Annotated in this window: 24 protein-coding genes; 17 read left to right on the forward strand and 7 right to left on the reverse strand. The window is 73.0% G+C overall.

Annotation, left to right across the window (positions count from 1 at the left end; all coding sequences use genetic code 11):
• Nucleotide 1: 1 nt before the first annotated feature.
• Both MKK82_RS20985 and MKK82_RS20990 read right to left on the reverse strand, forming a co-directional pair.
• Complete coding sequence (locus tag MKK82_RS20985; RefSeq protein ID WP_243986744.1) at nt 2-865, reverse strand: SMP-30/gluconolactonase/LRE family protein; 864 nt, start codon at nt 863-865, stop codon at nt 2-4.
• A 26-nt stretch (nt 866-891) separates the two neighbouring features.
• A complete protein-coding gene (locus MKK82_RS20990) occupies nt 892-2217 on the reverse strand; it encodes a sugar MFS transporter (RefSeq protein WP_243986745.1) in 1326 nt (441 codons plus the stop codon).
• Nucleotides 2218-2375: 158 nt separating this feature from the next.
• On the opposite strand from MKK82_RS20990, the gene MKK82_RS20995 reads away from it, so the two are divergent.
• Both MKK82_RS20995 and MKK82_RS21000 read left to right on the forward strand, forming a co-directional pair.
• A complete protein-coding gene (locus tag MKK82_RS20995; protein WP_243986746.1) occupies nt 2376-3527 on the forward strand; it encodes an aldose epimerase family protein in 1152 nt (383 codons plus the stop codon).
• The gene (locus tag MKK82_RS21000; protein WP_243986747.1) at nt 3524-5323 is read left to right on the forward strand and encodes an IlvD/Edd family dehydratase; all 1800 of its coding nucleotides are present in this window, start codon (nt 3524-3526) and stop codon (nt 5321-5323) included. The genes MKK82_RS20995 and MKK82_RS21000 overlap by 4 nt, the downstream gene beginning before the upstream one ends.
• A gap of 136 nt (nt 5324-5459) precedes the next feature.
• Here the strand turns inward: MKK82_RS21000 and MKK82_RS34260 are convergent, their stop codons facing one another.
• The gene (locus tag MKK82_RS34260; RefSeq protein WP_238293666.1) at nt 5460-6200 is read right to left on the reverse strand and encodes a FadR/GntR family transcriptional regulator; all 741 of its coding nucleotides are present in this window, start codon (nt 6198-6200) and stop codon (nt 5460-5462) included.
• A 143-nt stretch (nt 6201-6343) separates the two neighbouring features.
• On the opposite strand from MKK82_RS34260, the gene MKK82_RS21010 reads away from it, so the two are divergent.
• From MKK82_RS21010 to MKK82_RS21030, 5 genes are all read left to right on the forward strand, one after another.
• Nucleotides 6344-7969 carry an aldehyde dehydrogenase family protein gene (locus MKK82_RS21010; protein ID WP_313902107.1) on the forward strand — a complete coding sequence of 542 codons (1626 nt, stop codon included), beginning with the start codon at nt 6344-6346 and terminating at the stop codon, nt 7967-7969.
• A 73-nt stretch (nt 7970-8042) separates the two neighbouring features.
• Nucleotides 8043-8429 (forward strand): hypothetical protein, encoded by a 387-nt coding sequence (locus MKK82_RS21015; protein ID WP_243986748.1) that lies wholly within the window; start codon nt 8043-8045, stop codon nt 8427-8429.
• A gap of 1 nt (nt 8430) precedes the next feature.
• On the forward strand, nt 8431-9357 hold the full coding sequence (locus MKK82_RS21020) for a Gfo/Idh/MocA family protein (protein WP_243986749.1): 927 nt from the start codon (nt 8431-8433) through the stop codon (nt 9355-9357).
• 74 nt (nt 9358-9431) lie between these two features.
• The gene (locus MKK82_RS21025) at nt 9432-10961 is read left to right on the forward strand and encodes a carbohydrate porin (RefSeq protein ID WP_243986750.1); all 1530 of its coding nucleotides are present in this window, start codon (nt 9432-9434) and stop codon (nt 10959-10961) included.
• 464 nt (nt 10962-11425) lie between these two features.
• The gene (locus tag MKK82_RS21030; RefSeq protein WP_238292547.1) at nt 11426-11626 is read left to right on the forward strand and encodes a hypothetical protein; all 201 of its coding nucleotides are present in this window, start codon (nt 11426-11428) and stop codon (nt 11624-11626) included.
• A 122-nt stretch (nt 11627-11748) separates the two neighbouring features.
• Here MKK82_RS21030 and MKK82_RS21035 read toward each other — a convergent pair whose 3' ends face one another.
• Both MKK82_RS21035 and MKK82_RS21040 read right to left on the reverse strand, forming a co-directional pair.
• On the reverse strand, nt 11749-12513 hold the full coding sequence (locus tag MKK82_RS21035; protein ID WP_313902108.1) for an SMP-30/gluconolactonase/LRE family protein: 765 nt from the start codon (nt 12511-12513) through the stop codon (nt 11749-11751).
• A 15-nt stretch (nt 12514-12528) separates the two neighbouring features.
• Nucleotides 12529-12684 carry a hypothetical protein gene (locus MKK82_RS21040; protein ID WP_243986753.1) on the reverse strand — a complete coding sequence of 52 codons (156 nt, stop codon included), beginning with the start codon at nt 12682-12684 and terminating at the stop codon, nt 12529-12531.
• Nucleotides 12685-13249: 565 nt separating this feature from the next.
• Here MKK82_RS21040 and msuE point away from each other — a divergent pair.
• The 8 genes from msuE to MKK82_RS21080 all read left to right on the forward strand — a co-directional run bounded on the left by msuE (nt 13250) and on the right by MKK82_RS21080 (nt 22371).
• The gene (msuE, locus tag MKK82_RS21045; protein WP_243986754.1) at nt 13250-13825 is read left to right on the forward strand and encodes an FMN reductase; all 576 of its coding nucleotides are present in this window, start codon (nt 13250-13252) and stop codon (nt 13823-13825) included.
• An 8-nt stretch (nt 13826-13833) separates the two neighbouring features.
• Entirely contained in the window at nt 13834-14787 is a 954-nt protein-coding gene (locus MKK82_RS21050; protein WP_243986755.1) for an aliphatic sulfonate ABC transporter substrate-binding protein, read from the forward strand.
• Nucleotides 14788-14841: 54 nt separating this feature from the next.
• A complete protein-coding gene (locus tag MKK82_RS21055; RefSeq protein ID WP_243986756.1) occupies nt 14842-15873 on the forward strand; it encodes a sulfonate ABC transporter substrate-binding protein in 1032 nt (343 codons plus the stop codon).
• Nucleotides 15873-16655, forward strand: a complete 783-nt coding sequence (gene ssuC / locus MKK82_RS21060; protein WP_238292562.1) for an aliphatic sulfonate ABC transporter permease SsuC — start codon at nt 15873-15875, stop codon at nt 16653-16655. The genes MKK82_RS21055 and ssuC overlap by 1 nt, the downstream gene beginning before the upstream one ends.
• Nucleotides 16655-17548: an ATP-binding cassette domain-containing protein gene (locus MKK82_RS21065; RefSeq protein ID WP_243986758.1), complete on the forward strand. Its 894-nt coding sequence runs from the start codon at nt 16655-16657 to the stop codon at nt 17546-17548. Before ssuC ends, MKK82_RS21065 begins: the two co-directional genes overlap by 1 nt.
• A gap of 121 nt (nt 17549-17669) precedes the next feature.
• Complete coding sequence (gene ssuD, locus MKK82_RS21070) at nt 17670-18845, forward strand: FMNH2-dependent alkanesulfonate monooxygenase (protein WP_243986759.1); 1176 nt, start codon at nt 17670-17672, stop codon at nt 18843-18845.
• Nucleotides 18846-18994: 149 nt separating this feature from the next.
• Complete coding sequence (locus MKK82_RS21075) at nt 18995-19264, forward strand: hypothetical protein (RefSeq protein ID WP_243986760.1); 270 nt, start codon at nt 18995-18997, stop codon at nt 19262-19264.
• 845 nt (nt 19265-20109) lie between these two features.
• Nucleotides 20110-22371 carry a cyclic nucleotide-binding domain-containing protein gene (locus tag MKK82_RS21080; protein ID WP_243986762.1) on the forward strand — a complete coding sequence of 754 codons (2262 nt, stop codon included), beginning with the start codon at nt 20110-20112 and terminating at the stop codon, nt 22369-22371.
• 18 nt (nt 22372-22389) lie between these two features.
• Here MKK82_RS21080 and MKK82_RS21085 read toward each other — a convergent pair whose 3' ends face one another.
• Nucleotides 22390-22785: a DUF3307 domain-containing protein gene (locus MKK82_RS21085; protein ID WP_238292576.1), complete on the reverse strand. Its 396-nt coding sequence runs from the start codon at nt 22783-22785 to the stop codon at nt 22390-22392.
• Nucleotides 22786-23005: 220 nt separating this feature from the next.
• On the opposite strand from MKK82_RS21085, the gene MKK82_RS21090 reads away from it, so the two are divergent.
• On the forward strand, nt 23006-23770 hold the full coding sequence (locus MKK82_RS21090) for a 3-hydroxyacyl-CoA dehydrogenase (RefSeq protein ID WP_243986764.1): 765 nt from the start codon (nt 23006-23008) through the stop codon (nt 23768-23770).
• Between the two features lie 6 nt (nt 23771-23776).
• Here MKK82_RS21090 and MKK82_RS21095 read toward each other — a convergent pair whose 3' ends face one another.
• Nucleotides 23777-24025 (reverse strand): hypothetical protein, encoded by a 249-nt coding sequence (locus MKK82_RS21095; protein WP_238292580.1) that lies wholly within the window; start codon nt 24023-24025, stop codon nt 23777-23779.
• A gap of 240 nt (nt 24026-24265) precedes the next feature.
• On the opposite strand from MKK82_RS21095, the gene MKK82_RS21100 reads away from it, so the two are divergent.
• Nucleotides 24266-24835: a PepSY domain-containing protein gene (locus MKK82_RS21100; protein ID WP_238292582.1), complete on the forward strand. Its 570-nt coding sequence runs from the start codon at nt 24266-24268 to the stop codon at nt 24833-24835.
• The last annotated feature ends 100 nt before the right edge of the window (nt 24836-24935 follow it).

Below are 24935 nucleotides of genomic sequence, written 5' to 3' on the forward strand. Positions count from 1 at the left end.
CTCAGCCCCCGAAAGCGCGCGGCGGCAATCCGACCACGCCGACATCGAGCTCGAACAGCGCCCCGGCCTCCGGCACGTCCTCGGCGCCCCGGGCAGCCGAGGTGACGAACAGGCGGTCGAGTTCTTCGCCCGCGAAGGCGCAGCTCGTGATGTTGGGGGCGGGGAGGGGAACCACCCGCATCAGGCGGCCCTCCGGATCCAGGCGGCTGATCCGGCCGCCGCCCCAATGGGCGATCCAGAGGCAGCCCTCGGCATCGGTGGTCATCCCGTCGGGCCAGCCCCAATCGTCCGGGAAGCGCAGGAAGGCCCGCTTGCCCGAGAGCGTCCCGTCCGCGGCGAGGTCGAAGGCGTAGACCGTCCGGGCGGCGCTGTCGCTGTGATAGATGACCCGGCCGTCGAGGCTGAAGGTCGGCCCGTTGGCGACCCCGTATTCGCCGTCCATCCGCTGCCACGTGAGGTCGGGGTCGAGCCGGTGCAGGGCGCCGGCAACCGTCGTCTCGGCCTGATGCATGCTCCCGGCCCAGATCCGGCCGGCGAAGTCCACCTTGGCGTCGTTCAGACGGTTGTCGGGGTAGTCCGGCTCCGGGTCGCCGATCGGCACGAGGCGGTCGGCCTCCAGATCGTAGGTGGCGAACCCGCTCTTCAGCCCGACGACGAAGTCCCGCCGTCCGGCCCGGGGGATGATCCAGCCGAGGGGCTCCGGGAAGGTCCGCCTGCCGGTCGCGCCGTCGGAGAGGTCGAGCCAGTTCAGGGCCGGAGCCTCGATGTCCACCCAGAACAGCCACGCCCGTTCCGGAACCCAGATCGGCCCCTCGCCGAGACGGTCGCGTGCCGCGCGGGCGACGATGCGGGTCTGCGGATCCATGTCGGGACTCTCCGTTCGGCCGGCGATCAGGCGCCCGCGGCCCGCCGGTCCGGCAGGCTCGGCCGGCAGCCCCAGAGGGCGTAGAACAGGACGTAGAGTTCGCAGGCCGCGGTGATAAGGAAGGAGTGCTGCAGCCCGAACCGGTCCGCCGCCCAGCCCTGCACCACCACCAGGGCGCCGCCGGCGATCGCCATGATCAGCAGCCCCGCCCCCGCCTCGGTGAGCGGCCCGAGGCCGCGGATCCCCAGGGTGAAGATCGTCGGGAACATGATCGCGTGGAACAGCCCCACGGAGATCAGCGCCCACATCGCCAGAGGCCCGCTGGCGAAGGCTGCCACCAGCATCACCGCGCAGGCGCCCAGCGCCGCCCCGGCCAGCACGGTCTCGGCCGACCGGCCCTGCATCAGGTAGCTGCCGACGAAACGGCCGACCATCATCCCGCCCCAGAGCAGGAACAGGTACCGCGCGGCCTGGGCGTGGGTGAGATCGCCGATCTCGGGCAGCGCCACGAAGCTGATGAACAGGTTCGACACTCCGATCTCGGCGATCAGGTAGATGAAGATCGCCGGCACGCCGAGCACGAGGTTGCGGTGGCGCCAGAGCGCCCGGCCGGTGCGCCCGGCCCCGGCGTCCCGGGCGGCGCCCGCCTCGCCCCCCATCGCCGGCAGCGGGAACCGGGCGATAGCCACGGCGAGGACGACCAGGATCGCCGCCACGATCAGGTAGGGGAGCTGCACCGACTGCGCGTCCGCGAGGCGTTCGGCGGGGGTCAGCACGGTGCCGGCGGCGGCGTTGCCCGAGGCGGACCGGCCGAGGATCAGGTAGCCGCCGAACAGGGGCGCCAGGGCGGTGCCCAGCGAGTTGAACGCCTGCACGAGGTTGAGCCGCGCCGGGGCGCTCTCGGCCGGCCCGACGACAGCCACGTAGGGGTTGGCGGCGACCTGCAGCAGGGTGATGCCGCTGGCGATCACGAACAGCGCGGTGAGCGTGATCCCGTACGAGACCGCATGCGACGCCCAGACCATGCCGAGGGTGCCGGCCGCCATGATGGCGAGGCCGCTCACCAGGGCACGCTGGTAGCCGATGCGGGCGATCAGCGCCGCCGCCGGGATCGAGGCCACGAAGTAGGCGATGAACCAGACGGATTCGATCAGCGTGGTCTGCGTGTAGTCGAGGTCGAACACGCTGCGCAGGTGCGGCAGCAGCGTGTTGTTGATGACCGTGATGAAGCCCCACATGAAGAAGAGGCTGGCCAGCAGCGACAGGGCCCGGCGGGCGCTGCCCCGGGCGCCCGCGGCGGCCTCGCCCGCCCGGGCCGCGGCTGTCCCGGCGCCCGCGATCGGTCCCGCCATCGAGCGCGTCCTCTCCCTTGCTGGGCCGTCTTGACGGGGCACCGCATCGTCCGCATCATTTGTCTGAGTATATAGCGGATTCGCGGACGTCAACCGCGCTCCCGTCGGGCGCCGGCGCAGGATCGGCACGGCGGAGGGGTCCGACAGGGGAGGATGCGATGCGGGGAATGGGACTCGTGGCACTGTGCGCCGGCGTGGCGATTCCGGCCCTGGTCCAGGCGGCCGAGCCGGTCAGGACCGTGTTCGGCACCCTCCCGGACGGCCGTACGGTCGAGGAGGTGACGCTGACCAACGGCAAGGGCGTCACGGCCCGGATCCTCTCGTGGGGCGCGCTGCTGCGGACCCTCGACGTGCCGGATCGCGCCGGCACGCCGGCGGACGTCGTGCTCGGCTACAACGACCTCGCCGGCTACCTCGCCAAGCCCAACTATTTCGGCGCGAGCGTGGGGCGCTACGCCAACCGCGTCCGCGCCGGCCGCTTCACCCTCGACGGGCAGACCTACGCGCTGGCCACCAACGACGGCCCCAACGCCCTGCACGGCGGCGCCGCCGGCTTCGACAAGCGGCTCTGGACGATCACCGCCGTGACGGGCGGCACGGCCCCTTCGGTCACCCTGCGCTACGTCAGCCCGGACGGCGAGGAGGGCTATCCCGGCACGCTGACGGCGACCGCCACCTACAGGCTGGACGAGGCGAACACGCTCACCGTCACCTACGAGGCCACCACCGACAGGCCGACCATCGTCAACCTGACCAACCACAGCTTCTTCAACCTCGCGGGCGAAGGCGCGGGCCGCTCGATCCTCGACCACGTCCTGACCATCCCGGCGGAGCGCTACACGCCGGTCGACGCCACCTTGATCCCCACCGGCGCGCACCTCCCGGTGGCGGGCACGCCCTTCGATTTCCGCAAGCCCGCGGTGATCGGCGCCCGCATCCGCGCGGGCCGCGACGTCCAGATCGCGCGCGGGCACGGCTACGACCACAACTGGATGGTGACGGACGCGCCCACCGCCGACCCCCATCCCGTGGCCCGCGTGGAGGATCCGCATTCGGGGCGGATCCTGGAGATCGGCAGCAACCAGCCGGGCGTGCAGTTCTACGCGGGCAACTTCCTCGACGCGACCGCCGTGGGCAAGTCCGGACTCGCCTACCGGCAGTCGGACGCCCTGGCGCTGGAGCCGGAACTCGTCCCCGACACGCCGAACCAGCCGGCCTTCGGCTCGGCCCGGCTCGACCCCGGCCAGACCTACCGGAACACGATCACCTATCGGTTCTCGACCAGCCCCGCCCACCGGACCCACCGATGACCGACGCCCCGACCGCCCGGCCCCTGCGATCGCGCGCGTGGTTCGACAACGCCGACAACATCGACATGACCGCGCTCTACCTGGAGCGCTACCTGAATTTCGGCCTCAGCCTGGACGAGCTGCGCGCGGGCAAGCCGATCATCGGCATCGCCCAGACGGGCTCGGACCTCTCGCCGTGCAACCGCCATCACCTCGTCCTGGCGGAGCGGATCCGCGAGGGCATCCGCGAGGCGGGCGGGATCGTGCTGGAATTCCCGGTCCACCCGATCCAGGAGACCGGCAAGCGGCCGACCGCGGGCCTCGACCGCAACCTCGCCTATCTCGGCCTCGTGGAGCTGCTCTACGGCTACCCGCTGGACGGGGTGGTGCTGACCACGGGCTGCGACAAGACCACCCCGGCCTGCCTGATGGCGGCCGCCACGGTGAACATCCCGGCCATCGCCCTGTCGGTCGGCCCGATGCTCAACGGCTGGTTCAAGGGCCAGCGCACGGGCTCCGGCACGATCGTCTGGAAGGCCCGCGAGATGCTGGCGGCGGGCGAGATCGACCACGACGGCTTCATCGAGCTCGTGACCTCGTCGGCGCCCTCGACCGGCTTCTGCAACACGATGGGCACGGCCACGACCATGAACACGCTCGCCGAGGCCCTCGGCATGATGCTGCCGGGCTCGGCGGCGATCCCGGCGCCCTACCGCGACCGGCAGGAGGCCGCCTACCGGACCGGCAAGCGCATCGTCGCGATGGTGGCGGAGGACCTGAAGCCCTCCGAGATCCTGACCCGCGACGCCTTCCTGAACGCCATCGTGGTCAACTCGGCGATCGGCGGCTCCACCAACGCGCCGATCCACCTCGCGGCCATCGCCCGGCACATGGGGGTCGCCCTCGACGTCACCGACTGGCAGACTTACGGGCTCGAGGTGCCGCTGCTGGTGAACCTGCAGCCGGCCGGCGCCTATCTCGGCGAGGATTACTACCGCGCCGGCAGCCTGCCCGCCGTGGTGGCGCAGCTCATGCGCCGCGGCCTGATCCGCGAGGGCGCGCGCACGGTCAACGGGCGCACCATCGGCGAGAATTGTCGCGGCGCGGTGATCGAGGACGAGGACGTGATCCGGCCGATCGACCGGCCCCTGAAGGAGGCCGCCGGGTTCCTGGTGCTGCGCGGCAACCTGTTCGAGGCGGCGGTGATGAAGACCAGCGTGATCGGCGCGGAATTCCGCGACCGCTACCTCGCGAACCCGGAGGATCCGGACGCCTTCGAGGGCCCGGTCGTGGTCTTCGACGGACCCGAGGATTACCACCACAGGATCGACGATCCGAGCCTCGGCATCACCGCGGAGACCCTGCTGGTGATGCGGGGCGCCGGGCCGGTGGGCTATCCCGGGGCCGCCGAGGTGGTGAACATGCGCCCGCCCGCGCGGCTGATCCGGGCCGGCGTGCACGCCCTCCCGTGCCTCGGCGACGGTCGCCAGTCCGGCACCTCGGCCTCGCCGTCGATCCTCAACGCCTCGCCGGAGGCGGCGGCGGGGGGCGGCCTCGCGCTCCTGCGCACCGGCGACCGGGTGCGTGTCGACCTGCGCCGCGGCACCGCCGACATGCTGGTCGACGCGGAGGAGATCGCCCGGCGGCGCGCGGCCCTGGAAGCCGCAGGCGGCTACGCCCATCCGGCCTCGCAGACGCCCTGGCAGGCGATGCAGCGCGCCGCCGTGGGGCAGATGCACACGGGTGCCATCCTCGAAGGCGCCGAGCGCTTCCAGCGGATCGCGCAGACCAGCGGGCTGCCGCGCGACAACCACTGAAGGGGGAGGGTGCCGGATCCGACAGGTCCGGGACCCGCCGCGGGTGCAGGGCGCCTCGCCGCCGGACGGAAACCGAGGCTGTCCGGGCTCCGCCCCGACACCCGCCGGAGGGCCCGCCCACCGGAAACCGGGACGCTCAGGGCCGCAGGGCCATCTCGGTATCGGCGAGGGCGAGCCGGACCAGCGCGGTCATCGCCGCGCGGGCGACCTCCGGGTCGCCCGCCACGATCGCGTCGTAGAGGGCGCGGTGGTCGGGCATCGGATCCCGCGGCTTGTCCTGCTGCCGGTACTTGAAGATGGTGGTCCAGGTGACCGCGGCCGCGATGGAGCTCGACAGGGCCATCAGCGGCCCGTTGCGCGCCGCCTCCAGAATCGTGTTGTGGAAGGCCTGGTCGGCGGCCCGGCCCGCCTCGGTGGCGAGGCCGTGGCGGCCCATCTCCTCCAGGGCGTGGCCCATCCGGGCGATGTCGAGGCCCGAGCGCCGCTCCGCCGCCAGGGCGGCGGCGGCCGGCTCGACGATCATGCGCAACTCGAACAGGTCGCGGATGAACGCCTCGCTCGGCTCCGCCTCGAAAGCCCAGGCCAGGATGTCGGGATCGAGCAGGTTCCAGCGGCTGCGCTGGCTCACGCGCGTCCCGGTGCGCGGGCGACTCTCCACGAGGCCCTTGGCGCTCAGGATGCGAATCCCCTCGCGATAGGCGGTGCGGGACACCTTGAGCTGCTCCGAGAATTCGATCTCCCCGGGCAGAACATCCCCCGGCGCGTGGCGGCCGGACAGAATCGCGACGCCGAGATCGCGCGCCACGGAGCCGTGGATGCGACGCCAGCTTGAGGCAAGCGGAAGCCGGATATCTTCGTGCCCGCGGTCCTGCCTCACCCGTCACCTCCGGTCCGCGCCACCGGGACGGGGCAGGATCGCCGCGAATGTATCCTGAAGTTGTAGGAGCGCAAGCATCGGCAGCCGTAGGCAGAGGCGCCTGAGGGCTTGCGACCACGGGGGAATCGGACTAGCTTAATTGTATGAGTAATTGGTCCGCATCGCCCGGACGCATCCGGGGCACCGCCCTGGTCGACACCGCGGACGCGGCGTCGACCGAGACGTTTCGCGCCGTCGATCCCGCGACCGGAGCCCCGCTGGATCCGCCCCTCTCAGCCGTCGCCGCCGCGGAGGTCGCGGCCGCCTGCGGGCTGGCGGAGGCGGCGTTCCCGGGCTTCTCACAGACCGATCCCCAGACGCAGGCGGACTTCCTCGAAGCGGTGGCGGCGGCCGTGGACGATCTCGGCCCGCCCCTCATCGAGCGGGCCATGGCCGAGACGGGGCTGCCGCGGGCACGCCTGGAGGGCGGGCGGGCCCGCACGGTCGCCCCGCTGCGCCTGTTCGCCGGCCTCGTCCCGTCGGGCGCGTGGGTTCAGGCCAGGGTCGATTCGGCCCGGCCCGAGCGCCAGCCTCTGCCCCGGCCGGACCTGCGGCGGCGCCACGTCGCCCGCGGCCCGGTGGCGGTGTTCGGGGCCTCGAACTCCCCGCTGGCCTTCTCGGTGGCGGGGGGCGACACGGCCTTCGCCCTGCCGGCGGGCTGCCCGGTGGTGGTCAGGGGCCACCCGGCCCATCCCGCCACCGGGGAACTGGTGGGGCGGGCCGTGCGCAGCGCGGTGAAGGCCTGCGGCCTGCGCGAGGACATGTTCTCCTACCTGCCGGGACCGTCGACAGCACTCGGTGCTGCCCTCGGTGCGGCACTCGGCGCGGCCCTGGTGGCCGATCCGCGGATCCGGGCCGTGGGCTTCACCGGATCGCGCGGGAGCGGGCTCGCGCTGATGCGGGTGGCGGTCGCCCGGCCCGCGTCGATCCCGGACTACGCCGAGATGAGCGCGGTCGCCCCTGTGCCGCTGCTTCCCGGCACCCTGCGCGACCCGAATGCGACCCTGGCGGCCGGGTTGGTGCAGTCCGCCAGGCGGGGAGCCGGTCCGTTCTGCACCAAGCCGGGTCTCCCGATCGGGATCGCGGGTCCGGACCTGGACGCCTTCGTGGAGGCCGTCGGCGCGCTGATCCGCGCCAGCGTTCCCCACACCATGCTCACCGCGGCCGTGAGGACGCGGTTCGAGCGTGCCGTCGCCGCCCGGGCGGACCGCCCGAGGGTGACGGTCACGGCGCGCGGGGCGGCGGGGCTGGGGGGTGCCCCCGCCGCCCTGCTGCGCACGGGCGCGCGGCCCTTTGGCCGATCCGGCCTGGGCCGAGGATATGTCCGGCCCCGCCGCCCGGGTGGCGACGGTCGCCGACCCGGCAGAGATGCCCCGGGTCGGCGAGTCCCCCGCGGGGCAACTGACCGCGACGCTGCATCTCGACCGGGCGGACGCGCACCTCGCAGCAGGCCTGGTGCCGCCTCTGGCCCGGAAGGTGGGGCGGATCCTCGCCACTGGCTGGCCCACCGGCGAGGAGGCGGCCCCCGCGATGGTGCATGGCGGCCCGTTCCCGGCCACGTCGGACGGCCGCGGCACCTCGGTGGGCACCCTGACCATCGGGTGGTTCCTGCCCCCGGTCTGCCATCGGGACCTGCCCGACGCGCTCCTGCCGCCCCCCTGCGCCCGGACAACCCCTCGCATCTGTCGCGCAGGACCGACGGCGCACTCAACCCGCGACCGGGCCGCTGATCGGCGGCCGCGCGACCCTCGACGGCCGCGCGTCCGGGACGCCCCACGGGGACCGTCCCTGGGAGGACTCACGATGGACGGATCACTCATACAAATGCGCCGGAGCGACCGGCAGTGCGGGGGCGTGCGGCCAGAGGAGGGCCGGGTGCGGCCGGCCCGCGGCCTGGGCCGCATCGGGGGCGACGGCACCGTCCCCCGGGAGAAGCCGTTCTCCTCCGGGGAGGCGACCATGTCCCACGGCATCGCGAACCTGAAGCACCGCCACTTCACGGCCGCGCCGTTCCGCCCCCCCGGCGACGCGCGCGTCCCGGGCACCGGACCCGCGCCGCTTCCGTCCGACGGCGGCGGCGCGACCCGGCCCGGCGACGCGTCCGAGATCGCGGCCGGGCCGTTCGCGCCGGCGCTGCCCAACCGGCCGGCGCCCCCCCGGCCGGCCGACGCCGCCATGCGGGTGCTCTGAGATGGCGGACCCGATCCGGATCGGACTCGTGGGCGTCGGCAAGATCGCCCGCGACCAGCACCTGCCGGTCATCGCCGCCAGCCCGGATTACAACCTCGTGGCGGTGGCGAGCCGGCACGGCAGCCTCGATGGCGTGCCCAACCACCGGACCCTCACGGAGATGCTGGCGGCGCGGCACGGCCTCGACGCGGTCGCCCTGTGCCAGCCGCCGCAGGCGCGGTTCCAGGCCGCACGGGAGGCAATCGCCGCGGGCCTCCACGTGTTCCTGGAGAAGCCGCCCGGCGCGACGCTGGCCGAGGTCGGGCTCCTCGTGGAGGCCGCGCGGGCACGGGGCGTGAGCCTGTTCGCGAGCTGGCATGCCCGCCACGCGCCCGGGGTCGCGCCCGCGCGACGCCGGCTGTCGGGGCGCCGGCTCCAGTCGGTGTCGATCGCGTGGCTGGAGGATGTCCGGCACTGGCATCCGGGCCAGGACTGGATCTGGGACGCGGGCGGGATGGGCGTGTTCGATCCGGGGATCAACGCTCTGTCGATTGCCACCCACATCCTGCCGCCCTTCTTCCTCACCGGCGCGACCCTGTGGGTGCCGGAGAACCGGCAGGCGCCGATCGCCGCCGACCTGAACTTCACGGACGCCGTCGGTACCCCGATCCACGCCGCGTTCGACTGGCGTCAGACCGGACCGCAGACCTGGGACATCCGCGTCGAGGCCGAGGACGGCACCCTCGTGCTGTCGCGGGGCGGCGCGGCGCTGTCGATCGACGGATGCGACCAACCCCTCCCGCCGGAGGCCGAGTATCGCGGCCTCTACGACCGCTTCGCCGCCCTGATCCGGGGCGGTGAGAGCGACGTCGACCTCGATCCGCTCATCCACGCCGCCGACGCCTTCATGCGTGGGGCGCGCCGCACGGTGGAGGCCTTCACGGACTGACCGAGAAGGAGCCCGGCGGGACACGAACGCGACAGAGCCCGACAGGGCCGCGCGGTTAAGGGGGAGTGATCACGATGGGGAAGCACATGCGATGGGCGGCGCTCGCGATCGGCGCCGTTCTGGTCACGGCGGGCCCCGGCCCGGCCACGGCTCAGGATGCGGCGACGCCTCCGGACGGGGGACCAAGCCTGGTGAACCCGGGGCCCAGGGCGAGCCCGGCGCGGAAGGCCCGCTACAGGGCCAACCGCGCCCGGCGGCGGCTGATCCGCGAGGGCCGGAGCTTCGCCGGCGCCAGCAGCGCGGCGGCGTCGAGCATCGCGCAGGGCGCCACGGCGGCCGCGCCGTCGCTGCCGCCCGGCGCCCTCGATCTCGGCCACGGGATCACCCTGCTCCTGAACTACACGGGTGAGTTCGCCACCAACCCGTCCGGCGGCCGGCGCCAGGGCTCGGCCTATGCCGGCCAGGTCTTCTTCGGCCTCGACGCCGATCTCGGCCGCCTCGCCGGGATCGACGGCGGCTCGGTGCACGCCATCGTGACCCAGCGCCACGGGCGCAGCTTGGCGCAGGACTACATCGGCAACACCACCAGCGTGCAGGAGATCTACGGCGGCGGCCAGACGGCACACCTGTCGCTGCTGTCCTACGAGCAGAAACTGTTCGACAACCGCCTCGACATCGAGGCCGGCCGGCTCCTGGCCAGCGTGAACTTCCTGGCCTCGCCGTTCTACTGCAACTTCCAGAACAACGGCCTCTGCGGCAATCCGAAGGGGGCCTTCAAGATGACGAACATCACGTGGTGGCCGATCGCCACCTGGGGCGCCCACGCCAAGGCCTGGGTCACCGACAGGGTGTTCGTGCATGCCGGCGTCTACGAGGTGAATCCGCGCGCTCAGCAGGACAACCAGAACGGGATCGACTGGTCGACCCGCGGCGCCACCGGCGTCGTGGTGCCGGTGGAGGCCGGCTACTCGACCAACTTCGGCAACGACCCGCTCCCGCGCAACTACAGCGTCGGCGCCATCATCGACCGGTCGGATTACGCGGATCCGGTGCAGGACGTGCGCCGCGGATCCTACCTGATGAGCGGCCTGGATCCGCTGACCCGGTTCGGCCGGTCGGCGGTCTTCGCGCGCTTCGACCAGATGGTCTGGCGTCCGGATCCAACCGGCGTCCAGGGTCTGGCCCTGTTCGGGGTCGCAATGGCGGGGACCGGCGGCCGCCAGTTCGAGGATTACTACGTCAACGGCGGCGCGGTCCTGACCGGCACCTTCGCGGGCCGGCCCTACGACACGCTGGGCTTCGGCTTCGCGCTGGAGCACTTCTCGCCGCTGGGTCTGGCCAACATCCGGGCCGCGCGGGCAGCCCTGGGCCTGAGCAACCGCGGGATCGCCTCCAACCAGACCATCCTGGAGGTGAGCTACGGCATCCAGGTGACCCCGGCGGTTCGGCTGATGCCCAACCTGCAATACGTCCTCAACCCGCAAGTGCAGGAGCGCTTCCTCGACCGGCCGAAACGGATCCCCGACGCCTTCGTGGTCGGCGCGAAGCTGTCGGTCGACCTGTTCACCCTGGCGGGCTTCGCCAAGGGTCCGGGCAGCCTCTGAGGCCACCACGCCGTGCGGACCGACATCTTCGGTCATGGCCGGCCGCCCGGATCATCCGCGCGACCGCGCCCCGTCAGGGCATCGGCCCGCGAGCCCCCGTGATCGGAGGCGTCCGGGTCCGGCGTCGTCCGTTCCATCGGCGGGAGGCGAGACCGCGGACCCGCGACGGAGGGGACGGGGCCGATGCCGTCTCCCTGTCGGCGCGGGATCCGGGCGCGTCGGGGCATCCGGATCCCGGGCTCCGCGGCGCTGCCCGGGATGACGGGAGGGGACGGGCAGCGCATCGCGGGCCGAGATCCGCCGCGGGCCGACCTCGACACGGGGGTCCCGGGACCGCCGTTCGTGAGCGGCGGATTGTCCGATGGCCCGCCATCATCGCGTCCGCCCTTGACTGGCAGATTGTAACTGTTCTAATTCTTATGAGAAGGTGAGGCGACGCCGATCCGCATCGGGAGACACACGACATGGCCAGCGCACATTGCGACAGCTGCAAGTTCTTCGACGAGCACAAGGGGAATGGCGGTGCCGCCCAAGGTGATGCCGGCCTGTGCCGCTTCAACCCGCCCGTCAGCCAGCCGGAGCCGGATTCCAAGGGCCTCTGGCCGGTGGTCGCGTCGAGCGACTGGTGCGGTCACTTCACGGCCGAGATGAACGCGGCGGAGTAAGCCTCTGCGGAGGCTGCAGGATCGGGGGTCAGCCATCGCGGCTGGCCCTTTTTCGTGCGCGGACCAATTCCGGGCGCGGGCCTTCTCCGGGCGCCTCTTCCCCAGGAGCCTTGCGGGCGCGGTCAGGCCGGCGCGCCGGCGAGATCGAGGGCGTAGAGGTGCTGCCCGGCGGTGATGAACAGGCGCTCCTCGCCCGGGCCGAAGCAGCAATTCGAGCAGCCCTGCGGCGTCGGGATGAGCCCGAGCCTGTGACCCTCGGCGGAGAAGACCTGCACGCCCGATCCGGAACTCGTCCAGATCCAGCCGCGACGGTCGACGCACAGCCCGTCCGGCACGCCTGGCTCCACCGCGGCGACGATGTGCGGCGCACCGAGGCGCTGGTCTCCCGCCACCGGGAAGGCGTGAATCGTATGCCCGTCGCCCCCCAGGGTGCGCGACGTGTCGGTGACGTAGAGCGTGCTCCCGTCCGGCGCGAAGGCGAGCCCGTTCGGCTGCCCGAGTTCCGCGACGCGGTCGAGGACCCCGCGCTCCGGGTCGAAGCGGTACACGCTGTGGTGGCCGAGGTCGGAGGGCGCGAGGCTGCCCTGCCGCGGTGAGGTCAGACCGTAGGCCGGATCGGTGAACCACAGCGCCCCGTCGGCGGCGCAGACCACGTCGTTGGGGGAGTTGAACCGGTCGCCGCGATAGCCGTCGACCAGCACCGCGTAGCGCCCGTCCGGGCTCGTCCGGGCGATGCGGCGGGTGCCGTGCTCGCAGTGGACGAGGTTGCCGTCGCGGTCCACGGTGTTGCCGTTGATGAACGGCGTCGCGTCGATCACCACCTCGACCCGTCCGTCCGGGTGCCAGCCCAGCACCCGCCGCCCCTCGACGTCCGACCAGACCAGGATCCCGCGGGCCGGCCACTAGACCGGGCCTTCGGAGAACACCGCCTGATCGTAGAGGGAGACGAGGCGGGCCGTCCGCGGCATCGCCGCGGCGAAGCGGGGATCCAGGGCGCGCGGCGGATCCACGGGCGGGACGGGCTCGGGCGGCCCCGCGGGGCGCAGCAGGTCTGTCATCGATGCGCCGTCTTCCTCTCCCGCGGCGCTCGCGCCGGGCGCGAGCCCGGACCTCCGGTCGACAGCCGCCCCGCCGACCCTGCGGGCGCGACCCGATCCGATCATCCCCGACAACCACGGCGGGTCCGGTCGGTTCTCGGATTTGCGGGGCTGCGGGTTCAGGGCGGAAAGCCGGCCCGTCGCGCCCCACGTCGGCGGGATTCTGCCCGCGCGCTCAGCGGGCGGATGGGGGATGCCGCTTCTCCGAGGGCGGCACTCTCTAGGAGATCCAACCGGTTCCGACGGATATCGTAGATAAGGCTCCCATTCCGACCAGTCATAATCGGCCGAACCGGCAGAGCCGCGGTCGTCCCGCCGGAATCGTCGAAGTAAATCCGTATCCAAAATGTGCGTTCGTGAGGAGAACGATTTTCTCACACGGGCGAATTGGGAAACCCGTTTCATTGACGTCCGGAGTGAGGACCGTCACTTCTAGGGAACAGTCTGAACATCCGGTCGTGCAGCCTCCGCTCGGTCCGATCGGAGCCCCGTCCAGCCCCACCGCCCCCACCGCAAGGCATCCAGTATGACACGACCGAGACTCGTCGGGCTGAGCGCGAACGTGCAGCGGCCGTCCAAGACCCGCACCCTGGTCGACGCGGTGCTGCACGAGGCCGGCGCGCAGACCGCGCTCGACGCGCGCATCCTGGATTTCGTCGATGCCGGTCCCGGCCTCGGCGCCGCCTGGACCCGTGACCAGCTTCCGACGGCGGCGCGCGACGTCCTGGCGGCCATCGAGGCGGCGGACGGGCTCGTCGTCGGCTCGCCGGTCTACAAGGGTGCCTATACCGGCCTGTTCAAGCACCTGTTCGACCTCGTCGATCCGGGGGCCCTGGCCGGCAAGCCCGTGGCCATCGTGGCCACCGGCGGCGGCGCGCGCCACGCGCTGGTGGTCGAGCACGCCTTCCGGCCGCTCTTCGGCTTCTTCGGCGCCCTCCAGATCCCCACCGCGGTCTACGCCTCGGACGCGGACTTCACCGACGGCGCGCTCACCGAGGCCGGCGTGCGCGCCCGCGCCGCGGAGGCGGGCGGTCAGCTCGCCGCGCTGCTCGCCCATCGGGCCGCGGCCGCCGCGCCGGTCGAACTGGCCGCCGCCGAGTAAGCCGCCCGATGCTCGACCGCCGCACCCTGCTGGCCGCCCTCGCGACCCTTCCCGTTCCCCTCGCCCGGCAGGCCCGCGCGGCCGAGCCCGGCGTGCTGCGGATCGGCTACCAGAAGAACGGGATCCTGGTCGTCGCCAAGCAGCAGGGCATCATCGAGGAGCGCCTGGAGCCCCTCGGGCAGACGGTGCGCTGGACCGAGTTCTCCTTCGGGCCGCCGCTGCTGGAAGCCCTGTCGCTGGACGGGATCGATTTCGGGCAGACCGGCGACGCGCCGCCGATCTTCGCGCAGGCCGCGCGGTCCAGCCTCGTCTACGCGGCCGCCCAGGAGGCCGGCGGCTCAGGCATCGGGATCCTGCTGCCGAAGGGCTCGGGAATCCGCACCCTCGCCGACCTCAAGGGCAAGCGCGTCGCCTTCGCCAAGGCGTCGAGCGCCCACAACCTGACCATCGCGGCCCTGGAGAAGGCGGGCCTGACCTACGCCGACATCGAGCCGGTGACCCTGGCGCCGGCCGACGCGGCGGCGGCCTTCGCCCGGGGCAGCATCGATGCCTGGACGATCTGGGATCCGTACTTCGCCATCGCCGAGGCGGGGGAGGGGGTGCGCGTCCTGGCGCTGGCCACCGACATCGCCCTGCAGAACAACTTCTTCCTGGCGAGCCGGCCCTTCGCGGAGGGCCGGAGCGCCGCGCTCGCCGCCGCCATCGGCGCCCTCGCCGAGGTGGCGGCGTGGTGCCGGCAGAACCGCGGGGCGGTCGCCGACCTCCTGTCGCGGGGCACCGGCGTGCCCCTGGCCGCGACCCGCCGGGCGGTGGACCGGACCGATTACGTGATCGGACCGATGACCGACCGGGTGATCGCCGCGCAGCAGCGGGTCGCCGACCGCTTCCACGCCCTGAAGCTGATCCCGAAGCCGATCCGGATCGCCGACGCGGTCTGGACGGCCCCCGCCCGCAACGGCTGAGACCGACCCCAGAGATCACCGCAGAGATCCCAGCAGACACCACCGCAGAGATCCATGACCGACCGAACGCCCCGCACCCTGTCCCGCTCCGCCGGTCTCGCCCCGAACCGCCGGCTGCTCCTGTCGGCCGGGCTCGGCCTCGCCGCGGCCGCGGCTCTGCGCCCCGCCCGCGCGGCGGGCAGCGTCCGGATCGGCTACCAGAAATACGGCTCCCTCGTGCTGCTGAAGGGCCGCGGCACCCTGGAGACGGCGCTCCAGCCGCTCGGCACGACGGTGTCGTGGTCGGAATTCCCCTCCGGGCCGCCGCTCCTGGAGGCGCTGAACGCCGGGGCGATCGATTTCGGCTCGGCCGGCGAGGCGCCGCCGATCTTCGCCCAGGCCGCGAGCCCGGAGCTGCGCTACGTCGCCGCCGAGCCGCCGGCCCCGCGGGGCGAGGCGATCCTCGTGCCCAAGGACAGCCCGGTGACGGGCGTCGCCGACCTGCGCGGCAAGACCATCGCGCTCAACAAGGGGTCCAACGTCCACTACCTGCTGGTGCGCGCCCTGGAGCGGGCGGGGGTGCCCTACGACGCGGTGAAGCTCGCCTTCCTGGCGCCCGCGGACGCCAACGCCGCCTTCGTGCGCGGCTCCGTCGATGCCTGGGTGATCTGGGACCCGTTCCAGGCCGCCGCCGAGCGCGCCACCGGCGCCCGGGTCCTCGTCGACGGGCGGGGAACCGACGGACAGGCGCTCGCCCCCAACCGCCAGTTCTACCTGTCCCGGCGCGGCTTCACCGAGACCAGCCCCGAGATCGTCTCGGCCGTGATCCGGGCGATCGCGGCGGTCGATGCCTGGGCGGAGGGCCACGCCGAGGCCGTGGCTGCGGAACTCGCGCCCGCGGTGGGCATTCCCGCCCCGGTCCTCACCGTGGCGCTCGGCCGCCTGTCGTACGGCGTCGCGCCCCTCGACGCGGCCGCGGTGGCCGACCAGCAGAAGGTCGCGGACGCCTTCCACGGCCTCGGCCTCCTGCCGAAGCCCATCCGGGTCGCCGACGCGGTGTGGACGCCACCGGCCCACAAGGCCGGCCCCCGGGCGGAGAACCGCTGATGCGCGCCTCCAGGCTCGAGCGCCTGCGCGACGGGGCGCTGCCCTGGCTGGTGCCGGCCGTGATCCTGCTGGGCTGGCAGGCCGCGGTCTCGGTCGGACTGGTCTCCAACCGGTTCATGCCGGCGCCCCTCGACGTGATCCGGGCCGGCTGGGAGGCCGGGCGGACCGGCGAACTCTGGACCAATCTCGGCGTCAGCACCCTGCGGGCGCTCGCGGGCTTCGTGGTCGGCGGCGGCATCGGCTTCGCGCTGGGCCTCGCCAACGGCCTGTCGCGCCTGTCGGAGCGGCTGACCGACACCTCGGTGCAGATGGTGCGCAACGTCCCCCACCTGTCGCTGATCCCGCTGGTGATCCTGTGGTTCGGCATCGGCGAGGAGGCCAAGCTGTTCCTGGTGGCGCTCGGCGTGTTCTTCCCGATCTACGCCAACACCCTGCACGGCATCCGCTCGGTGGATCCCGGCCTCGTCGAGATGGGCCGGGTCTACGGCATGTCCCGCACGGAGCTGTTCACCCGGGTGGTGCTCCCCGGCGCCCTGCCGTCGATCTTCGTGGGCCTGCGCTACGCCCTTGGCATCATGTGGCTGACGCTCATCGTCGCCGAGACGATCTCGGCCTCGTCGGGGCTCGGCTACATGGCCATGCAGGCCCGCGAGTTCATGCTGGTCGACGTCGTCGTGCTGGCGATCCTGATCTACGCGGGCCTCGGCAAGCTCGCCGACGCCCTGACCCGCCGGCTCGAGCGCGCCTGCCTCGGCTGGAACCCCGCCTACAGGAGCGCCTGATGCTGCGCGACGCCGTCCGCCCCGAGCCGCTCCCCGAAGCCGTCGCCGCCGATCCCCGGACCGAGCCCAGGTCCGATCCCCCGTCCGATCCCCGGTCCGATCCCCATCGGCCCGGCGGCCCCGCGCCGTCGCCCGCGGAACTCGGCCGGCGCGGGATCGCCGTCACCGTCCGCGACCTGCGCAAGAGCTTCGACGGCAACGCCGTCATCGAAGGCCTCAACCTCTTCCTGCCGGCCGGTGGCTTCACCGCGGTGGTGGGCCGCTCCGGCTGCGGCAAGAGCACCCTCCTGCGCCTGATCCTCGGCCTGGAGACGCCCACCGGCGGCCGGATCGACCTCGAAGGGTCGGCCGGGAGCGCCCGCCGGTCCGAGCCGCCGAAGCGGATCATGTTCCAGGAGCCGCGCCTGCTGCCCTGGGCCCGGGTCGTCGACAACGTCGCGGTCGGCCTGTCCGGCCACGGCTCACGCTCCGCGCGCCGGACGCGGGCGCTGGAGGCGCTCGCCGAGGTCGGCCTCTCCGACAAGGCCGGGCAATGGCCCGCGACCCTGTCGGGCGGGCAGCGCCAGCGCGTTGCCCTGGCCCGCGCCCTGGTCAGCCGGCCGGGTCTGCTCGCCCTGGACGAGCCCCTCGGCGCCCTCGACGCCCTCACCCGCATCGAGATGCAGGACCTGATCGAGCGGATCTGGCGGACCCAGGGATTCACGGCGCTGCTGGTGACGCACGACGTCGCCGAGGCGGTGGCGCTCGCCGACCGCATCCTCGTGGTCGAGGCCGGGCGCATCGCCCTCGACCTGCAGGTGGAGGTGCCGCGCCCGCGCCGACGCGGGGATCCCGATCTGGCGCGGCTGGAAGGACGTATCCTCGACCACCTGCTCGGCACCCCGCAGGGCTGAGACGCCACGCTGACTTGCCTGAGGCGATTGCGTTCGGTCCCCCGCGGCGGCACCTGTTCGGACGAACCGGGGCCCCTCCGGCGCCCGACGAGCGATCGCATGGACCGCAACGGAGATTCCGATGACCGCACCGACTGACGGGCGCGCCGACGTGCTCTGGTTCCTGCCGACCCACGGCGACGGGCGCTATCTCGGCGCTCAGGAGGGCGCCCGCGCGGTCTCGCTCAGCTATCTCCGCCAGATCGCGCAGGGGGCCGACGAGCTCGGCTATTACGGCGTGCTGCTGCCGACCGGGCGCTCCTGCGAGGATTCCTGGATCGTCGCCTCCGCGCTGGCGCCCTTGACCGAGCGCCTGCGCTTCCTCGTGGCGGTGCGGCCGGGCCTGATGGAGCCCTCCGCGGCGGCCCGCATGACCGCGACCCTGGACCGGATCTCGAACGGGCGCCTCCTGATCAACGTCGTCACCGGCGGCGACCCGGTGGAGCTCGCCGGCGACGGCGTGTTCCTGTCCCACGACGCGCGCTACGCGGTCACCGACGAGTTCCTGACGATCTGGCGCGGCCTCCTCGCGGGCGAGGCCGTGACGTTCGCGGGCGAGCACCTGCGCACCGAGAACGGCCGGGTGATCTTCCCGCCGGTGCAGAGGCCCTATCCGCCGCTCTACTTCGGCGGCTCCTCCCCCGCCGGCATGACGGTGGCGGCCGAGCATTGCGACGTCTACCTCACCTGGGGTGAGCCGCCCGCACAGGTCGCCGAGAAGATCGCCGCCGCCCGGCAGGCCGCCGAGGCGAAGGGCAAGACGTTCTCGTACGGCATCCGCCTGCACGTGATCGCCCGCGAGACCGAGGCCGCCGCCTGGGAGGCGGCCGAGACGCTGATCTCGAAGCTCGACGACGCCACCATCGCCAAGGCGCAGGAGACCCTGAAGCGCCAGGATTCCGTCGGCCAGAGCCGCATGATGGCCCTCCACGGCGGCAGCCGCGACAGGCTCGTGGTGGCGCCCAATCTCTGGGCCGGTGTCGGCCTCGTGCGCGGCGGCGCCGGCACGGCGCTGGTCGGCTCGGCCGATCAGGTCGCCGACCGGATGAAGGAATACATCGATCTCGGGATCGACCGCTTCATCCTCTCGGGCTACCCCCACCTGGAGGAGGCCTACCGCTTCGCCGAGCTGGTCTTCCCGAAACTGCCGCTGCGTCCCACCACCGGCCGGCCGGCCGGCAACGCCCGCAACGACGGTCCGTTCGGCGAGATCATCGCCAACGACCTCGTGCCGGCCCGCCGCGCCGGGGCGCACTGACCGGCGGATCGGCCCGCCCCGCAGCATCGGGCATGGCTGATCTGCATTCAGATGGCCCGGGCGTCACGCTGGCGCCATCCTTGGCGTCCATCCGCCCCGGCCATCGCCGCGCGACCCGCTCGCGCGGCCTGGACGCGTGGAGGATATCCATGACTTCGACCAAGACGGCCCTGTTGGCCATCGGTCTCTGCCTCGGCCCTGCCGCAGCCTTCGCGGAGCAATCCCCGGCCCGCGAAGCCCTCAAGCAGCACTGCACCGGCGACTACATGGATTACTGCAGCGCCTACGCGCCGGGCGGCCCGGAGGTCGAGGCCTGCTTCAAGGCCAACCTCAAGAACCTCTCCCCCGGCTGCTCGGCGGCGATCACCGCCTACAAGAAGGAGCAGCGGGCGACCAAGCGGTTCAGCGAAGCGCGCTGAAGCGTCCGGCCGGGCGGTCCCTGGCGGCTCTGATGCCCGCGCGGGGGGCCCGCCGGGATCGTCCGGGTCCGCCGACGCGACCCACGGCACCGCCGCCGCGCCCGTACCGGGTCGGCGGCCCTGAAGCCCGGATTCCGCGGCGCGGCCGTGGGACGGCGAGCCCCCCCGCGAAGCGCGCGCCGTGCCCGCTGACGGCGCGGCTCGGCCCCCGGGTCACGGGGATGCCATCCCTCCCGTCATCCTGAGGTGCCCGCGCCGGCGGGCCTCCAAGAGGGGCCTCATCACCGGGGCGCCGCGTCCCGTCGGGGCACGGGCCGGGCGGTTCGCGCCGGGCAGGCCCTTTCAGGGAACCGTATGCCTCCCCGAGCGTGGGCGTCGACGCTCGAGGCTCGACGTCGCCGGTCCGGATCCGCGCGGCGGAGCCGGGGATCCGGACACGCCGGCGTACCGAAAAGCCGTACGGATTGCTGGGCCGAGCCCCGGCACTGCCGCGCGGGGACGATGCCACGCCTCTGCCGACGGCGAGGAAGTCCGGCGGCCACGGTGCACCGTGGCCGACGCGATGACCAGACGATAAGTCTTACCGAAATCCTACGCCCGATCCGGATCCGATCGGCAGGTTTCAGCTCCGATCCGATACGGCTGCACTCTGATGTTCCGAGGACAGTCCGAGTAAATATCGCGCCGGAACCGGTCAACCAACACGAAATCTTAAGCGTGCGGCGTCGATCAGGAGGCGCTCATCAATCCCGCGCGGGTCCGGCCTCCATCCGCAACCGCGCGCGACGGCGCAGCGTCGGTGACCACGGCTTGCGCCGGACCGTCGAGACCCGGACCCTGCGCCCATGACCACCGCCGATCTGTCATCCGCCGGGCGCGCGCCGGGGCTCAAGGGCGTCACGACGGCCGCGACGCTGCGCCTGTCGCGCACCGCCGTGGCCGCCGCGGTGGCCACGATGATGATCCTCGTCGATCTCATCAGCTTCTCGCAGCTGATCTTCTCGGGGCCGCTGGCGGAGAGCCGGGCCGCCGGGGTGTCGGCGATGCTGACGGCCTACCTGGCCGGCAGCCTCGTCTTCCTCGCGCTGCGGCGGAGCGTGGTGGTCTCGCTGTCCTTCTTCGGGGCGGCGGCGATCGTGCAGGCCGCGATCGCCGCGGCGGTCGCCGAGCAGCTGCGCGCGGCGGGCCTGACCGATCCCGACGCGGTCGGCCGGATCGTCCTCGTCACCTGCGGGATCTCGACCGCGATCACCGGCCTCGTCTTCGCGATGCTCGGGACCCTGCGCGCCTCGCTGCTGGCGCAGCTGCTGCCGTTCCCGGTTCTCATGGGCTTCCTCGCCGGTGTCGGCCTTCTGCTCCTGCGCAGCGGCGTCCAGATCGGCGCGCAGCTCTCCGATCCCCTCGGCGCGCTGCTCGGCCTCCTCGGCCCGCCGGGGATCGGCCCGATCGATCCCGGCGCGTACGGGCGCGTCGGCCTGACGCTGGCCATCGGCGTCTGCGCCTTCTACCTGCCCCGCCGCATCGCGCACTGGGCGACCTATCCGACCGTGATCCTCGCCAGCTTGGTCGCGGTCCATTGCGGCCTGGCCTGGCAGGGCATCGGCACGACCGCCGCGCAGGCGGCCGGCTGGCTGATCGACCCGCTGCCGACGGGCTCGCTGCTCCGGATGCCGGTCGTCGGCGACCTCGCCTCCTTCGACCCGGCCCTGCTCCTGCCGGTCCTGCCCAAGCTCGTGACGTACGTCGTCGTCGCGGTGATCGTGCAGATCCTCTACGTCGTCAGCGCCGAGCTGGACCTGCGGCGCGCGTTCAACGTCGACCGGGTCTTCGTGGCCTCGGGCTTCGCCAACCTGCTCGGCAGCCTGTTCGGCAGCCCGGTGATGGGTTTCGACCGGACCTCGACGCTGCTGCTGCACAACATCGGCGGCGGCCGCTGGCTCGGGCGCTGGCTCACCCTGGCGGCGATGGCGTCCCTGCTGGTCTTCGGAGCCGGCATCCTGGCGCTCCTGCCGCGCCCGCTGGCCGGCGGCGCCCTGGTGGCCCTCGGCCTCGGCCACCTGACCAACCTCGCGCTGGCCGGCCGGGCCTTCCTGCGCTGGGAGATCGCCATCGCGCTGGTGGTGTGCGCCGCCACCGCGCTGTTGGGCGCGACCGCCGGCTTCCTGGTCGGCGTCGTGATGGCGATGCTGATCTTCGCGGTCCAGTACGCGCAGATCCCGGCCGTGCGCCGGTCCCTCTCGGGGGCCGAGCGGCGCAGCAGCGTCATCCGTGCGCCCGACACGGCCGAGCGGCTGCGCGTGGCCGGGGCCCGGACCCGGATCTACGCCCTGCAGGGCTACCTGTTCTTCCTCAACGCGCAGGCGGTCCACGCCCGGGCCGCGGCCGAGGCCGCGGATCTGCGCGTCCTGATCCTGGATTTCCGGGACTGCGTCGGGCTCGACAGCTCGGCGCTCGTGGCCTTCCGCAAGATCGGGCTGCTCGCCGAGCAGCGCGGCTTCGACGTGCTGCTCGCCCATCTCGGCCCGACGGTGCTGCGGCAGGTCGCGCGCAGCCGCCTCACCGCCAACGGGCGGATCCGGATCCGCGACACCCTCGACGCGGCCCTGCGCGAGGCCGAGGCGACGCTCCTGTCCGAGGCCGGAAGTGCCGGGGCCGGGGCCGGGGAGGTCGCGCACTTCGCCCGGCACATGACGGACCGGCTGCGCTGCGCGGTCGGCCCGGCCGATTTCGCGCCCTACCTGACCGTGCGCGACCTCGCTGCCGGCGAGACGCTGATGCGCCAGGGCGCGGTGGCCGACGCCCTCTACTTCCTCGAATGGGGGACCATCTCCATCGAGATGGCCCTGGCCGGGCGGCCCAACCTGCGCCTGCGCACCACCACGGCGGGCACGGTGATCGGCGAGATCGCCCTGGTGCAGGGCGGCCGGCGCACCGCCACGGCGCTGGCCGAGAGCCCCTGCCGGGTGGTCGGCATCGACCGCGCCACCCTCGCCCGCATGGAGCGCGAGCGCCCCGACCTCGCGCTGCTGTTCCAGCGCTTCCTGCTCCTCGAACTCGCCGGCAAGGTCGTCGACACGAACCGGCTGCTCGAAGCCGAACTGCAGTGAGGAGGCCGGCGGCCGGGTTCAGGCCGCCGCCAGCACCAGGGCGAGCCCGATATGGGTGACCTGATGCAGGAACTGATCGGTGCCGATCAGCCACCAGAAGCGGGCATCCGTCGCCGGAAAGCCGGTGCGCCGGCCGACCAGCGCCTTGCCGCGGTCGATCGCCGCGTGGATCGCGAAATCGGCGAGCGCGAGCCACCACAGGGCCGGCTTGACCATCAGCGCGATCAGCAGCGTGCCGAGCCCGTGCAGCCCGGTATGGGCGCAGAGCGGGGCGAGCCACGCCGAGGACCGCTCCTTGCCTTGCGCCATCCAGTTGCTCTGCAGCAGGAAATCCGCGCCGAGCTGCTTCACCGCGAAGGCGAGGATAAGCAGCGCGAAGGCTCCGACCGGGACGGGCGTGTCGAAGGACGGCATCGCGGCGCTGGCCCTCCTGGGCGCGAGCCCCGCGGTGTCCCTCCGGAGGCGTCGCGCGATCCGAATCGGGACCGGCAGAGCATACACCGCCGCCCGGGCCCTGGCGCGCGGCCGCAGGCCCGTCTGCCCCGGGCGCCGCACGCGCTGCGTCTTCCGGCCTGCCCGGTCCCGCGCTACGTGACAGGGTGCGGCCTGACGGCCGGGACCGGGAGGAGCCACGATGGTCGAGGATCGCGTCTTCATCGTCACGGGCGCGGGCTCGGGCCTGGGCGCGGCGACGGCGCGGGGCCTCGTGGCGGCGGGGGCCCGGGTGGTCCTGGCCGACATCGCCCGGGAGGCCGGCGCCCGGGTGGCGGCGGATCTCGGCGCGGCGGCCCGCTTCGCCGAGACCGACGTCACCCGCGAGGCCGACGGGCAGGCGGCGGTCCGGGCCGCCCTGGACGCGTTCGGGCACCTGCACGGGCTCGTGAACTGCGCCGGCATCGCCCCGGGCGAGAAGGTGGTGGGCCGCGACGGGCCGCACGGGCTCGAGACCTTCGCGCGGGCGGTCTCGATCAACCTCGTCGGCACCTTCAACATGATCCGGCTGGCGGCCGAGGCCATCGCCCGCGAGGCGCCCGACGCGGCGGGCGCCCGGGGCGTGATCGTCAACACCGCCTCGATCGCCGCCTTCGACGGCCAGATCGGGCAGGCGGCCTACGCGGCCTCCAAGGGCGGCATCGTCTCCATGACCCTGCCGATCGCCCGGGAACTCGCCCGGCACGGCATCCGGGTGGTCACCATCGCGCCGGGCATCTTCGAGACGCCCATGATGGCGGGGCTGCCGCAGGAGGTGCAGGACACGCTGGGCCGGAGCGTGCCGTTCCCGCCGCGGCTCGGCCGCCCGTCGGAATACGCCGACCTCGTCCGCCACATCTGCGAGAACCCGATGCTGAACGGCGAGACGATCCGCCTCGACGGGGCGCTGCGGATGCCGCCCCGCTGAGGCGCCTCAGCCGATCGACACGCTGGTCAGGATCCCGGCGGCCCGGCGGACCTCGTCGGCGATCATCTCCTCGCTCGGTCCGTCGATCGGCATGTCGGACAGGATCGCCGCCACGTCGCGCTTCACGTCCTCGCGGATCTCCGGGTTCTCCTCGGAGAGCCGCCCGATCAGGACCCCGAGCACGATCTCCAGCGCGGAGAGCTTGGCGTGCAGGCGCGTGAACTCGTCCAGCGGCTCGGGCTCGTTCGCGGTCATGGCCGGCTCCGTCTCGAAGGGGGCGGCCGACGCGGATGGGTGCGCCGGCGCTGGTCGCCCCCTCATACAGCCGGGGGGGGGCCGTCGTCTCGCCGGTCCGCGCGGCCGGGAGCGTCGCACCCCGGAGCCCGCGGGCCGCCCGGCCTGACCCGGCGCGCTTTTCGGATCCGCGGTCGGCAACCGTCTCGCGCAAGCGACGTTTCTCGGTCCCGTGATCGAACCCCGCAGAGGGACCCCGCCATGATCCATCGTCTCGCAGCCGCGGCCGGCCTGCTCGCGCTCTCCACGAGCCTCGCCCTCGCCCAGACCGCCACCTCGACCCCCGCCGAGCCGGCCAGCAAGGCCGACGCCAATCTCAAGGAGTGGCAGGTCGCCAAAGTCGCCAAGGTCGGCCTCGCCCAGGCGCTCACCACCGCCGAGGGGCAGGGCGAGGAGAAGGGCGGCCGCGCCATCGACGCCGACTTCGAGAAGGCCGACAGCAAGGATCCGGCCCATTACAGCGTCAAGGTCGTCTACCCGAGCGGCAAGCTGGTCGAGTACGGCATCAACGCGGATACCGGCGTCCTCTACAAGACCGAGAACCAGCCGTTCGAGCGCTACTTCACCCGGCTGAAGGCCTCCGACTTCCAGAACGCCAAGACCTCGCTGAAGGACGCGCTCGCCATCGCCGAGCAGAAGGCCGGCGGCGGCAAGGCCTACGAGGCCGAGGTCGAGAAGGACGGCGCCTCGGTCCAGTACGAGATCAAGGTGGCCGGCGCCGACAAGGAGCAGGAGGTCAAGGTCGGACCGGACGGCAAGGTCCAGAACTGAGGCCGAGGGCTTGCGGCGGCGCAGGCCGCCGCAAGCCCCTCCGTCCCTGCGGGCGGAGCGCAGCGGTGACGGCCGGGTCGGACCGGCCGCTGCATCCTGT

The sequence above is a fragment of the Methylobacterium sp. E-046 genome (assembly GCF_022829625.1).
Classification (GTDB): Bacteria; Pseudomonadota; Alphaproteobacteria; order Rhizobiales; family Beijerinckiaceae; genus Methylobacterium; species Methylobacterium longum.